Source organism: Marinobacter sp. es.048 (assembly GCF_900188435.1).
In the GTDB taxonomy this organism is placed as follows: domain Bacteria; phylum Pseudomonadota; class Gammaproteobacteria; order Pseudomonadales; family Oleiphilaceae; genus Marinobacter.
Genome location: NZ_FYFA01000001.1, coordinates 656,402 through 669,046, shown reverse-complemented (window position 1 = coordinate 669,046; position 12,645 = coordinate 656,402). Strand labels below are relative to the sequence as shown.

11 protein-coding genes and 1 pseudogene are annotated in these 12,645 nt (G+C 59.8%); 9 read left to right on the top strand and 3 right to left on the bottom strand.

Annotation, left to right across the window (positions count from 1 at the left end; all coding sequences use genetic code 11):
* Positions 1–141: 141 nt before the first annotated feature.
* The 3 genes from CFT65_RS03080 (at position 142) to CFT65_RS03070 (ending at position 3,569) form a co-directional block, all read left to right on the top strand.
* Positions 142–1,362 carry a Bcr/CflA family multidrug efflux MFS transporter gene (locus CFT65_RS03080; RefSeq protein WP_088826559.1) on the top strand — a complete coding sequence of 407 codons (1,221 nt, stop codon included), beginning with the start codon at positions 142–144 and terminating at the stop codon, positions 1,360–1,362.
* A 68-nt stretch (positions 1,363–1,430) separates the two neighbouring features.
* A complete protein-coding gene (tpx, locus tag CFT65_RS03075; protein ID WP_088826558.1) occupies positions 1,431–1,928 on the top strand; it encodes a thiol peroxidase in 498 nt (165 codons plus the stop codon).
* A gap of 303 nt (positions 1,929–2,231) precedes the next feature.
* Positions 2,232–3,569, top strand: a complete 1,338-nt coding sequence (locus CFT65_RS03070; protein WP_228705772.1) for an MATE family efflux transporter — start codon at positions 2,232–2,234, stop codon at positions 3,567–3,569.
* Here the strand turns inward: CFT65_RS03070 and CFT65_RS03065 are convergent.
* Positions 3,555–3,980, bottom strand: coding sequence for a thioesterase family protein (locus CFT65_RS03065; RefSeq protein ID WP_088826557.1), 426 nt, complete (start codon positions 3,978–3,980; stop codon positions 3,555–3,557). The two genes, CFT65_RS03070 and CFT65_RS03065, sit on opposite strands and share 15 nt — an antisense overlap.
* Before the next feature lie 293 nt (positions 3,981–4,273).
* Between CFT65_RS03065 and CFT65_RS03055 the strand changes: the two genes are divergently transcribed.
* The 4 genes from CFT65_RS03055 to CFT65_RS03040 all read left to right on the top strand — a co-directional run bounded on the left by CFT65_RS03055 (position 4,274) and on the right by CFT65_RS03040 (position 9,040).
* Positions 4,274–5,911 carry an MBL fold metallo-hydrolase gene (locus tag CFT65_RS03055; RefSeq protein ID WP_088826555.1) on the top strand — a complete coding sequence of 546 codons (1,638 nt, stop codon included), beginning with the start codon at positions 4,274–4,276 and terminating at the stop codon, positions 5,909–5,911.
* 191 nt (positions 5,912–6,102) lie between these two features.
* Entirely contained in the window at positions 6,103–7,488 is a 1,386-nt protein-coding gene (locus CFT65_RS03050) for a succinylglutamate desuccinylase/aspartoacylase family protein (RefSeq protein WP_088826554.1), read from the top strand.
* 45 nt (positions 7,489–7,533) lie between these two features.
* Entirely contained in the window at positions 7,534–8,502 is a 969-nt protein-coding gene (locus CFT65_RS03045) for a DMT family transporter (RefSeq protein ID WP_088826553.1), read from the top strand.
* Positions 8,495–9,040 (top strand): carbohydrate-binding protein, encoded by a 546-nt coding sequence (locus tag CFT65_RS03040; RefSeq protein ID WP_088826552.1) that lies wholly within the window; start codon positions 8,495–8,497, stop codon positions 9,038–9,040. Before CFT65_RS03045 ends, CFT65_RS03040 begins: the two co-directional genes overlap by 8 nt.
* On the opposite strand, the gene CFT65_RS03035 is transcribed toward CFT65_RS03040, so the two are convergent.
* A complete protein-coding gene (locus tag CFT65_RS03035) occupies positions 9,034–10,239 on the bottom strand; it encodes a MalY/PatB family protein (RefSeq protein WP_088828138.1) in 1,206 nt (401 codons plus the stop codon). The two genes, CFT65_RS03040 and CFT65_RS03035, sit on opposite strands and share 7 nt — an antisense overlap.
* Positions 10,240–10,450: 211 nt before the next feature.
* Here CFT65_RS03035 and CFT65_RS03030 point away from each other — a divergent pair, with 211 nt between their 5' ends.
* Complete coding sequence (locus CFT65_RS03030; protein WP_088826551.1) at positions 10,451–11,338, top strand: AEC family transporter; 888 nt, start codon at positions 10,451–10,453, stop codon at positions 11,336–11,338.
* Between the two features lie 43 nt (positions 11,339–11,381).
* A complete protein-coding gene (locus CFT65_RS03025) occupies positions 11,382–12,272 on the top strand; it encodes a prenyltransferase (protein WP_088826550.1) in 891 nt (296 codons plus the stop codon).
* On the opposite strand, the pseudogene CFT65_RS03020 reads toward CFT65_RS03025, so the two are convergent.
* A pseudogene (locus CFT65_RS03020) lies at positions 12,262–12,471 on the bottom strand (methyl-accepting chemotaxis protein); the annotation flags it as partial. The gene CFT65_RS03025 and the pseudogene CFT65_RS03020 sit on opposite strands and share 11 nt — an antisense overlap.
* Positions 12,472–12,645: the final 174 nt, after the last annotated feature.

Below are 12,645 nucleotides of genomic sequence, written 5' to 3'. Positions count from 1 at the left end.
CCCTCTGCCTCTGCCCTAGACTGCGTTTACTCCCTTGTCGGCCGGGTCGGGCAGGGCTCCCCAAAACACGCTCCTTGCGGCACGTCCCTGTGACGCTTGACCCGGCCTGTTGGACCTTTGAGATAACGCATCAGGAAAACCATGCTGACTTTAACCAGTGTCTGGACAACGATACTTCTAGCCGCCGCTGTGGCTCTTGGGCCGCTGGCAACAGATATGTATTTGCCGGCACTGCCACAGATTGGTTCAGACTTCGGAACCGGTACCGATCAGGTTCAACTGACTTTGAGCCTATATCTGGTGGGCTTTGCTATTGCCCAGCTGATTTGCGGTCCGTTGGCGGACCGGTTTGGTCGCAAACCGATCATGATTGGCGGTTTCGTACTTTTCGCCATTGCCAGTATTGGCTGTGCCCTGGCGACGAACATCGAAACGCTGATTCTGTGCCGTTTTCTGCAAGCGCTTGGCGGTTCTGCCGGTCCGGTTCTGGGACGGGCGGCGATTCGGGATATCTATACGCCCCAGGAAGCCGCCAAGATCCTGGCAATCCTGGCCAGCATCATGGCTCTGGCGCCGGCAGTTGCACCGACCATTGGCGGTCTGCTGACCGCCAGCCTCGGCTGGTCATCGGTGTTCCTGGCACTGGGTGGCTATGCACTGGTGATGGCGTTGGTGGTGGCCTTCGGGATTCCCGAGCCCATGCGTCCGGAGCATCGCCAATCCCTGAAACTCTGCAGCCTGTTGCGGAACTATCGAATCATCGCGAAGGACATCAGCTTCGTCGGCTACACCCTGACCAATGCCCTGATCTTCTCCGGCCTGTTCGCCTTCCTGTCCGGTTCCTCGTTCGTACTGATTGATTTTCTGGGCGTGCCAACCGAGCAGTTCGGCCTCTACTTCGCCTGCATGGTGGCCGGCTTCATTATCGGTAACCTGACAGCCGTCCGTCTTGGCCGACGCCTGCTGCCCGACCAGATCCTGGTTCGTGGCCTGGTTATCGCCGTGGCTGGAGGGAGTCTGATGGCCGTGCTGGCACTGAGCGAAGTGTTCAACGTCTGGGCAGTCATTCTGCCCCAGGCCCTATTCATGATGGGCACCGGCATGGTCCTGCCCCAGACCATGGCCGGCGCGCTGACAAACTTCCCCACTATGGCCGGCTCTGCCTCCGCCCTGTTCGGCTTCGCACAGATGGCGGTCGCCGCCGTTGCCGGCATGCTCGTCGGCCACCTGCACGACGGCACCTCCCTGGTCATGGCCACCATCATCGCCGCCTGCGCTGCGATTGCCATGGGCTGTTATCTGCTGCTGGTTCAGCGTTATCCTGCCAAAGGTTTCGAACCACAAAGCGCAACCAGCAGTTAAGGAAAAATCATCCAAAGTGGTCTACACAGAGTACGTAAGACTCTAAACCAGACGACAAGGAGTACCCCATGAGCAACGTAACCCTGGACGGCAACCCTATTGACGTGAGCGGCAAATTTCTCGAGGCAGGCGACACCGCCCCTCCCTTCACGCTGACCAACAGCGGCCTGGAAGAAGTGAAACTTGATAACTGGGCCGGCAAACGCAAAATCCTGAACATCATTCCCAGTATCGACACCGGCGTCTGTGCCGCCTCCACCCGGAAATTCAACGAAAAGGCCGGCAACCTCGACAACACCGTGGTCTTTGTCGTTTCCGCCGATCTGCCCTTCGCAGCCGCCCGATTCTGCGGTGCCGAAGGTCTGAAAAACGTTGAAACCCTGTCAACCTTCCGGAACTACAGCTTCCAGCAGGACTACGGCGTCGCCATGCAAGACGGCCCCCTGGCCGGTCTCTGCGCCCGGGCGGTGGTTGTACTGGATGAAGACAACAAGGTTCTGCACAGCCAGCTGGTTGGTGAGATCAAGGACGAGCCGGATTACGATGCAGCGCTGAAGGTGCTTTGAGAGCTCAAAGTCAAAACCTGGCAGTTGGAAACACCACCAACGGTCTGGGCAAAGGCGCCGGAACGACTCAGCAGGAGTGTGCATTGCCAAGGATGGCAATGCCAAGCCCCCAGGGGTGAGGCAAGCGTATTTGAAGCAGCGCTTCATGCGCAGCCGAACGACCGCAATCTATGATTGCGGGCAGGACCCGCTTGCGGGGTTCACGGCGTCTCCTGATAAGTCGTTCCGGCGACTTTGCTAACACCAAAAGCCAGACCTGTTAGAATCTCGCCTCCAAGACAAACCGAAGGCCCCTGACGCCCCGTGCAGACCACCACCCAGAACCCATCCCTGGCCCGCCAGCTTTACAGCATGACCTGGCCCATGCTCTTCGGGGTGCTGTCCCTGATGACCTTCCAGCTGGCCGACAGTGCCTTTGTGGGTCAGCTTGGACGGGATCCGCTGGCGGCGCTGGGCTTCACCCTGCCGATGCAGCAACTGATCATCGGCCTTCAGGTGGGGTTGGGTATTGCGACCACGGCGATCGTTTCCCGCACACTGGGTGCCGGCGATGAACTTCGCGCCTATCGGCTTGGCGGCCTGATCATAACCGTCGGCGGCAGCCTCGTGTTCGTCATCTGCGTGGCCCTGTGGTTTCTGCAGAGTCACATAATGACTGCGCTGGGGGCGGAAGATGCACTGCTGCCACTCGTCCGTCAGTACTGGATTCCCTGGCTGATGGCCGCCTGGACCGGGGCCTTCCTGTACTTTGGCTACAGCGTTTGCCGGTCCCACGGTGATACCAAGCTGCCGGGGTACATGATGGTGGCCACAAGCCTGACCAACATCGCCCTGGATCCGCTCTACATCTTTGTTTTCGGCTGGGGACTGCCCGGCGCTGCCTGGGCAACCATCACCTCTTTTGGTATTGGCTGCCTGGTGATCTATCCGAAGCTCCTGAAACGCCACTGGGTCCGGTTTGATCTGCGCGAGCTCGCTCTATGGAAGGCCCTGAAGCAACTAAATGGCATCATGGCCCCGGCTATGGTGAGCCAGCTGATGCCGGCTGTCTCGGCGATGCTGGCAACAGCCCTGGTGGCCGGCTTCGGCTCGGCCGCCGTGGCTGCCTGGGGCCTGGGCACCCGCCTGGAATTTTTCTCCATCGTGGTGGTGTTGGCCCTGACCATGTCGATGCCGCCGATGATTGGCCGCATGCTGGGTGCCGGCGATATCGAGCAGATCCGTAAACTGGTGCGCCTCGCAGTCCGGTTTGTGGTGGTCTGGCAGTTGGCCATTGGCCTCACCTGGGTTGTCGCTTCCGGATTGGTATCGGAGCTTTTCTCCAGCGACAGTGATGTTCAGGAGGTTCTTGCCGGCTATCTGGTACGGGTGCCGCTCAGTTACAGCGGTCTGGGCGTGTGCATGCTGATGGTGTCGGTGTGCAATGCCCTGGGCCTGGCGATGCGGGCCCTGCTGGTGTCCACGCTTCGCCTGTTCCTGTGTTTCCTGCCCCTGCTCTGGATCGGCAGCCAGATCAACGGCGTCTACGGGCTTATGAGCGGCGCACTGGTGGGCAATCTGTTCGCCGGCGCCATGGCTTACAGCTTTTACCGTGCCGGCATGACGCGCCTGAAGGCCGAAGTATCCTCAGGCAAAGCGTGAGCGGAAACTCTCAGGCACCGGCACCACTTCCTTACGGTGGTAGTTGAAGAAGACGAAGCCATACTTCGCCATTGCCACGGGCTGGCCGCTCTCGGCCTTGGTGACCCGGAACACGAAATCCCCGCCATACTTGTTGAAGTCCATCAGACCCACTTCAAAGCGCAGCATTTCCGGGAAGAAGGACTCGGACTGGTACATGGTGGCCAGGTCGGTAACGATAATGCCGGTGCCGTCCTTGCTGGCTTCCTGGATGCCGTAACTGACCAGGAACTGGGCCCGGGCTTCGGAGAGCATGGAGATCAGGGCGTCGTTACCAAGGTGGTTGGCGCCGTTGATGTCGGTGATTCTGACGGGCATTCTGGTTTCGAAGCAGAAGACGTCGTCCGGGAAGGAGAGTTTGATTCGGGCCACGGGGGTTCCTGTTTTCACTGGGGGCTATAGGGGCGAATCATACGCTGTTCGACTTTAGTGTTCATCTTGGGATCTTGCCCTTCAAATCGGTTATCTTGGTTCTGTGCACCGGCGCTTTGAGCTTTGACGGAGCGACGGCTGGGAAAGGCCTTCCAAAACACGCTCCTGGCGGCACGTCCATCTGACGCTTGACTGTCGCCATCCGTGGCGACAGACAGTTTTGGAAGGCCTTTCCCAGCCATCGTTCGTACTCTGTTCGCGCACTGAATAATAACGAACGTATCTGGAGTCTTATGGAAATTCGCCCTGCTGCCACACTCGTTCTGGTTCGTGATACGGCCGAAGGCCTTGAAGTCCTGCTGCTGCAACGCACCTGGGACGCCGTGTTTATGCCCGGCTATTTTGTGTTCCCCGGCGGGAGGGTCGAGGAAAATGAAACTCACGGCCAGGAGCATATTGTCGGGACAGCAGACGCCGAAATCAGCCAGACCATGAGTGTTGATGAAGGCGGCGCCGATTATATGTTGGCGGCGGTTCGGGAGTGTTTTGAGGAATCCGGCATTCTGGTTGCCGTTGATAAGCAGGGCAATCCCATAGCCGGGGATCATCCGGTCCACGCTGACCGGAAATCGGTGTTCGACGGCGATCTGTCCCTGGCCAGTCTGTGTAAAATGCACGGCCTGGCGATTCCGTTGGACCGGCTGGCCTATCTCGGCCACTGGATCACGCCGCCGGGGCCACCACGGCGTTTCGATACACGGTTTTTCGTGACGCCGGCTCCTGAAGGGCAACTGGCCGGGCACGACGGGGTCGAAACCATTGATCATGTCTGGATCCGGCCGGAGCAGGCCCTTGAGGATCATCGCAATGGTCAATGTTTGCTGGGGTTGCCGACGATCCGGACGCTGCGGGTGCTCAGTGATTTCGACACCACTGAGGCGCTGATGCGCTACGCCCATGCCAATCCGCCGGAGCCCTATCCAAGTAAGCCCTGGCCGGCGATGAAAAAGGGCAAGCCGGTGACGCTGGAACCGGGTGCGCCGGCCTACGATGAGGCGGCCAAGCTGGATCCGGAGGGCGAAGGTTCCACACGGGCGGAGATTATTCCCGGTGAGGCGGTAGAGGTTGCCGCCAGGGTCGTCCGTCTGACGGCGCCCAACCCGGGCATGATGACCGGGCCGGGTACCAACACTTACATTCTGGGCCATGAACGCTTTACGGTGATTGATCCCGGACCCGCCAACGAGTCGCACATTGAGCGGATTCTGGAGGTGACCGGTGGCGTCATTGACCAGGTTCTGGTGACCCACACGCACCAGGACCATTCGCCAGCCGTCGCTGTGCTGAAAGAGCGCACCGGTTGTCGGGTGTTCGGCTGGCCGGCGCCTCCGGGTGCCGGCCAGGACCAGACGTTCCGGGCCGACGACGAGCCGGAGCACGGCGATCTGATTGTTACCGAAGCCGGGGTTCTGAAAGTGCTGCATACCCCGGGCCATGCGTCGAACCACCTTTGCTTTCTACTGGTCGACCAGAAGCTGCTGTTTTCCGGTGACCACATCATGCAGGGCTCAACGGTGGTGATTAATCCGCCGGACGGCGACATGAAGGCCTACATCGAGTCGCTCTACGAGTTGCTGGCCGAGTCTGTTCGTTACATTGCGCCGGCACACGGGTTCCTGATGGGGCATCCTGAAGCGGTGATCGATTTCCTCATCACCCACCGCCTCTCCCGCGAACACAAGGTGGCCCGTGCGCTGGAAGCCCTTACGCCGGTGGATCTTAAAGCCCTTACTGCCAAAGCCTATGATGATGTTCCGGTGGCCATCCACGGCCTCGCGGCACGGTCAGCCCTGGCGCATTTGCTGAAACTGGAAGCGGAGCACAGGGCGTTCCGGGAGGACGACCTCTGGCATGCCATACACGAGAGCTAACGCGGGAGTAACGAAAGCACACCGGATTTCGCAAAACACCCATATTGTTAATCGCTTTCCCCGCGTATAAAAGGGTTCGTTATAACTTGCCCGCATTTCATGAAAGTGGCATTAAACCTTTGTCACAGCGGTATTCATGACCGACAGAGGCACTCTATCCTTGAGCGCACACTGACGAACCGTGAGGAAATATGCTGTTTGAGCGGCTTAAAAAACCGTCCCCCCGGATCCTGCTGATCGGCCTGGTGATACCTTGGCTGTCGACACCGCTTTTGGCCGAAACAGATTCGGCAAAGGCCAGCAAAAAATCCGAAGTGCTGATTGCCGAGCTAGCCGAGGATGAAAGCGTCGAGGACGTTGAGCAGTCGGCTCCCTTGCAGACCAAAGGGCAGAAACACAAATCCCGGAAACCGGAAGCCGCACGGGGCGGAGCCGGTATCGATACACCCTCAGCCGGTTCCCGCAAAGTGGCCCCGAATATCGATCTGAAACAGGTTGCACCGCCACCGGAGGCACAGGTTTCAGCGCCCGCTGATACCGATGCGGACGCCGCAGAATCCGAGGACATGGCAACCGAAGCGGTGACGGAACCGGAGCCGCAACCCGAAATTCGCGAGGGCAAGGTATTCACCCTGCTCGACAACGATGTCATGCCCGGCACGTCTACCCGCCTGGCCTGGACGCCAGGCATCCAGATTGCCGGTCTGTCCCAGACCACGCCGGTACTGGTGGTTAACGGTATTAACGCCGGCCCAACCCTGTGCCTCACAGGCGCAGTCCACGGGGATGAGCTGAACGGCATCGAAATCATCCGCCAGACCATGTACGACCTGAACCCGGAGAAACTTTCGGGCACGGTCGTCGGCGTGCCGATAGTGAACCTGCCGGGGTTCCAGCAGGGCAGTCGCTATCTGCCCGATCGTCGCGATCTCAACCGGCATTTCCCGGGCAGCCCCAATGGCAGCCTGGCCGACCGGATTGCCCACTCACTGTTCGAGAACGTGATTCGCAAATGCGACATGCTGGTGGACATCCACACCGGCTCTTTGAAGCGCACCAACCTGCCGCAACTTCGCGCCGACATGAATAACCCGGACGTAGCGGAGTTTACCCGCGGCTTTGATCGAATGGCGGTGGTGCACAGCTCCGGTTCTGCGGGCATGCTGCGCACCGCCGCCGTGGAAGCCGGCATTCGCACCGTCACTCTGGAAGCGGGGGAATCCCATCGCATCCAGCAACACCAGATCAGCGCCGGCGTGAACAGCCTGACCAGCCTGATGGAACGCCAGGGCATGATTTCCCGTATGTTCGTCTGGGGCGATCCGGAGCCGGTCTACTACGATTCCGACTGGATACGCGCGGACCATGGCGGGATCCTGTTCAGCGAAATCGAGCTTGGGGCGGAGGTGTCAGAAGGAGAAATTCTCGGTTATGTCTCCGATCCGATCACCAATGCCCAGCACCCCATCCGGTCCACCACTGATGGCCGGGTTATCGGCATGGCCGTGGACCAGGTGGTCATGGCCGGCTTCGCCGCCTACCACATTGGTACGGAGGCAGAAGTTCCCGGAGAGTAGTATGCTAGGCTTTTTTCGGGCATCACCAATCCCACAGGAGCCTTTGTGTCTTCCGAGAACGCCGGAGCCTTGTCACGAATTCCCGGCCTGGCCTACATCGGGCTGGTTCTTACTCCGCTGTTCTGGGCCGGCAACGCCGTTGTCGCCCGGGGCACGGTAGAAAACATCCCGCCGCTCTCCATGTCGTTCTGGCGCTGGGTGATTGCCTTGGCCATCCTGCTGCCTTTCGGCTTGCCGGGTATCTGGCACCACCGCCAGGTGATCCGCCAGCGGTTCGGTTCCATGCTGGCGCTGGCGACCTTCAGCGTGGGAGCGTTCAATACCCTGCTGTACCTGGCGGCCACCACAACCACCGCTACCAATATTGCCCTGATAAATGCCACCATCCCCATTTTCGTGGCTCTGCTTGCCTGGATCCTGCTCGGCGACCGGACCCGGCCGATTCAGGCCCTGGGTATAGCATTGGCCATCACCGGCATCGTTACCGTGATTGCCCGCGGCGATCTCTCGGTGCTCACCAATCTTCAGGCTCAGCCGGGAGATCTGATCATGGTGGCGGCGGTTTTCAGCTGGGGCCTGTTCTCCGTGCTGCTGAGACGACAGGCAGTGCCACTCCCTGCGCTGACCTTTCTCTCCACGCAGATCCTTCTGGGAACGCTGGTGGTCCTGCCGTTCTACCTGACCGATCTGTTTTTCTTTTCCGGTGGCTTCGAACTTTCCAGGAGCACCGCACTCCCGTTACTGTATTTCGCGATCTTCCCGGGGATCCTGGCCTATGGATTCTGGAATCATGGTGTGCATAGAATTGGTCCGGCCCGAGCGGCCATCTTTATTTACCTGACGCCCGTCTTCGCCTCGATTCTTGCGGGCATTTTCCTGGACGAGTCCCTCGGGCTGTTTCACATTATCGGAGGCGTGCTGATTCTTGCAGGACTGGTGCTGGCGACCCAGACCAGAATACGCACGAATTACCCACTCTCAAAGCAGCAAGCAAAAGGAGAAACCCATGGTTGAACCCACTCTCAGTAACGCTCGCGGCTTCTTTTGCCTGATTCTGATGCTGTTGACCGCGAGCCTGTCGGCACCGGCTGCGGCAGAACCCTGCAATCCGGAGAAGGCCAAGTGGAACCCCGAACATTATTACCCCGAAGAAGCAGTGGTTTTCCATAAAGGCCACTGGTACGAATCCAGAGAGATGCACAAGGGACTGGAGCCCGGCATCACGTTTGACTGGATCAAGCTCGACTCAGTGCCCGACTGCAGCAACCGACCGGAGAGCGGAGAGCGGGCAAAGGGCAGCGATAAACAGAATGACGGACGGCCGGGATTCAACCAGACCGACGGCAAATCACATCGGGGCGAAACCGCCTCCGGAATGTGCGTAAGGCCGGAACAATGGTTGTTTTCAAAAAGCTACGAAGAGGGCGATCTGGCCAGCCACGGCGGACAGATCTGGGAAGCCACGGGGCCAACTCGGGGGGACATGCCAGACATGGACGAGCCCCCTCACTGGAAACTGGTTGAAGAGCACTGTGCCCTGCAGAATCAGTGATCTGGCAGGTTCCTGTTCAAGGCCGCTTCAATGCGGCCGATGACCTCTTCCAGCACCGCCCTCGTGCAGCCGATGTTCAGGCGCATAAAGCCACTGCCGGGATCGCCAAAGGAAATACCGGGGTTCATGCCTACACCGGCTTCCCGGACAAAAAAGTGTTTCAGACCCGCATCGTCCAGGCCCAGTTCGCGGCAATCCAGCCACATGAGGTAAGTACCCTCGGGTGCGGACACGCGGATGCCGGGCAGGCGCTGGCCAACGGCTTCCACCACATAGTCCCGGTTTGCCTGCAGATAATCCATCAGTTCGTCCAGCCAGGGGCTGCCATGGCGATAGCCGGCCTCAAACCCGGCAATACTGAACGGATTGCACTGCGGCAGATGCATGGATTCGAACACAGCCTTCATTGCCTTGCGCCGGTCCGCGTCAGGAATAACCAGGGCTGACAAACCCAGCCCGGGCATATTGAAACTCTTGCTGGGGGCCACTGCCGTTACCAGTGCGTCTTCGGCGCCGGCCAGGTTCGCCAGCATTGTGTGGCGGGGCTTATCCGGGAACGCGAGGTCGCAATGGATCTCGTCGGACACCACCACCAGCTGGTGCCGGCGTGCGATATCCAGCACCGCCCTCAGTTCTTCCTCCGACCATACCCGGCCAATCGGGTTATGGGGCGAACACAGCAGCAGGATTCGAGCATCCGACCGGGCGGCACACTGCTCAAGGTGATCCAGATCCATGCGGTAGTGGCCGGGGTCCCCGGTGTCCGGATCCTCAGGCACCAGCGGGTTTTCGATCACCACCCGGCCACTGTGACGCACCGAACTGAAGAACGGCGGGTACACCGGCGGCTGGATGATCACACCCTCGCCGGGGCCGGCGTAGGCCATGCACGCGGCGTTGATGGATGGCACCACGCCGGGCGCCATCAATATCCACTCACGCCGGATTTCCCAGCCATGGCGACGGGCAAACCAGTCAATCATCGACTGGTAAAGGCCGTCCGGAAACAGGGTGTAGCCGTAAACGGGATGTTGGGCGCGCTCCGTCAACGCACGGGTGACCGCCTCCGGTGCCGCAAAGTCCATGTCGGCTACCCACACCGGAACTACATCCTCAGTGCCAAAAACTGCCTGGCGGGCGTCGAACTTGACGGAACAGGTATTCTCACGGGAAACCGGGGCATCGAAAGGACTGGACACAAGGACTCTCCAGAGCAGATAGCAACATTGCAAACCGGTATTGTGGTGGGGCCAACCAGGCACCGCAAGCATCTGCATGAACACAACCATTGTGTTGGTCTCCGGCTTTGGTCGAACATCGTCGATTAACACTTGCCCAGATGGGCCGATACTTGCGAACCTAACGGTTTATCCAATAAAAACTTCCAAACACTTTCCCGGAGCCTGTTCAATGATTGGCCAGATTCTGTCCACTATGTTGCCGGTGTTCCTCATCGCCGGTTGCGGCGCCCTCTATGGTCGTTATCGGACACCCGATATCCAGGGACTGAACGTTCTCAACATGGAACTGTTTGTGCCCATGCTGGTCTTTGCCGTTCTTGCTGACCAGCAGGCTCCGCTGCAAGAGTATGCCCGGCTCGCTCTGGCGGCCACCGTGGTTGTGCTCGGATCGGGTATTGTCCTGTACCCGCTGGCCAGGGTTCTGAAGCTGAACCTGAAAACCTTCCTGCCGCCGATGATGTTCAACAATTCCGGCAACATGGGGATTCCGCTGCTGGTACTGGCGTTTGGTGATGAGGCCCTGGCGGCGGCGATCGTACTGTTTATCGTGGAAATGCTGCTGCACTTTTCAGTGGGGCTTTACATGCTCGACCCTCATACGTCGATCATCAAACGGCTCAAGCTACCCATCGTTTTTGCCAGTATTGCCGGTCTCTCGGTCAATCTCGGCGGCGTGCCCCTACCGGAATGGCTGCTTGAAACCCTGAACATGCTCGGTGGCGTGTGCATCCCGCTGATGCTCTTTGCACTTGGCGTGCGCATGCTGGATATCGATTTCAGTGACTGGAAACTGGGCATGCTGGGCGCCATTGCCTGCCCCGCCAGCGGCCTGATCCTGGCGTGGCCGATGATTGCCGTTCTGGATCTTCCCGGGATGCAGGTGGCGGCGCTGTGGGTATTCGCAGCCTTGCCTCCAGCCGTGCTCAATTACATGGTGGCGGAACAGTATCGGCAGGAGCCACACAAGGTCGCCTCGCTGGTATTATTAAGCAATCTGGGCAGTCTTGTGGTTATGCCGGTTGTGCTCGGTCTGGTGTTTGCCGCCGGCTACGTCTGAGCATCTGCCCCAGTACCCGCTCTGTTAGCCGAGGAAGGACCCGATGTCTGAAACCGTTGCGGTGGTGCGCGCCTCCCGCCCCAATTTTCTGTTACTCGCACCGCTGTGTGCCGGCCTTGGCGTGGCTGTAGCCTGGCACCAGGGCGAGCCTCCGGCCCTGCTCAATACCCTGCTGGTTCTGATCGGCGCCCTGCTCGCCCACGCTGCAGTCAATCTGCTCAACGAGTACGAAGACTTTGCCTCCGGGCTGGACCTGATTACCCGTCGCACGCCATTCTCCGGCGGCAGCGGTGCCTTGCCGGCAGTGCCCTCAGCCGCCCGGCAGGTTTTGCTGGCCGCCTTTGGCACCCTGGGACTGGTTATCGCCATTGGCCTCTACTTTCTCTGGCTCCGGGGCCTGCCCATGCTGGTACTTGGCGCCGCCGGCGTGGTGCTGGTGCTCACCTACACCCGCTGGATTACCCGTTCGCCGCTGATTTGCCTGCTGGCCCCGGGGCTGGGGTTCGGTCCGGTGATGATTCTGGGCAGTCTGATTGCCCTGGGGGCCCGGCTGGATGCCACGGCGCTCGCCGTTTCCGCCATCGGGCTTCTGATGGTTAGCGAGCTATTACTGATCAATCAGATACCGGATGCCGAGGCAGACCAGAAGGTCGGCCGCCGACACCTGGTCATTACCCTGGGCCAGCCGGCCGCTGCCCGCATGGTTGGGCTGCTGCTAATGGGCAGCTACGGCATTCTCGGCTGGGCGATCTGGATAGGCTGGTTGCCGGCCGGGGCGGCCCTCGCTCTTGCCCCGATGCCGGCAGCAATCTGGATAAGCACCAGGCTTCCAGGGGCGATCAACAACACTGGACAACTCAACACAGTCCTCGCCATCAACGTCGCGGTGCTGCTGGCAACCCTGGCGCTGTTGATCTTCGGAATCAGCCTTTAAATCGGAACACACTGACAAGGGAACGGAGCTGACCGGCCAGCACGGCCAGGTCGCGGCTCGCCCCGGCAACCTGCTCGGAACCGGCTGAAGTCTCAACCGTGGCGTCGTGGATGCGGCTGATGTTGCGGTTGACCTCTTCCGCGACGGAGCTCTGCTCTTCCGAGGCACTGGCGATCTGGGCATTCATGTCGTTGATGGCATAACGTTGTTTTACGGCGGCGCCGTCACCGACATCGGTCAGTGTCCTGTCGATAAAACCGACCCGCTGGTTACCGATCAGACTGACAGCAATTACCAGGGACAGAATCAGTCCAAAACCAAGGGCTAGGCGTTTCGCAACGGTGAGGTGACCAAACACCATTCCACTCCGGAC

Bases quoted from the DNA above. Each gene is read 5' to 3' on its own strand.
- CFT65_RS03030 (WP_088826551.1), top strand. From the start codon at position 10,451: ATGATTGGCCAGATTCTGTCCACTATGTTGCCGGTGTTCCTCATCGCC.
- CFT65_RS03080 (WP_088826559.1), top strand. From the start codon at position 142: ATGCTGACTTTAACCAGTGTCTGGACAACGATACTTCTAGCCGCCGCT.
- tpx (WP_088826558.1), top strand. From the start codon at position 1,431: ATGAGCAACGTAACCCTGGACGGCAACCCTATTGACGTGAGCGGCAAA.
- CFT65_RS03025 (WP_088826550.1), top strand. From the start codon at position 11,382: ATGTCTGAAACCGTTGCGGTGGTGCGCGCCTCCCGCCCCAATTTTCTG.
- CFT65_RS03050 (WP_088826554.1), top strand. From the start codon at position 6,103: ATGCTGTTTGAGCGGCTTAAAAAACCGTCCCCCCGGATCCTGCTGATC.
- CFT65_RS03055 (WP_088826555.1), top strand. From the start codon at position 4,274: ATGGAAATTCGCCCTGCTGCCACACTCGTTCTGGTTCGTGATACGGCC.
- CFT65_RS03040 (WP_088826552.1), top strand. From the start codon at position 8,495: ATGGTTGAACCCACTCTCAGTAACGCTCGCGGCTTCTTTTGCCTGATT.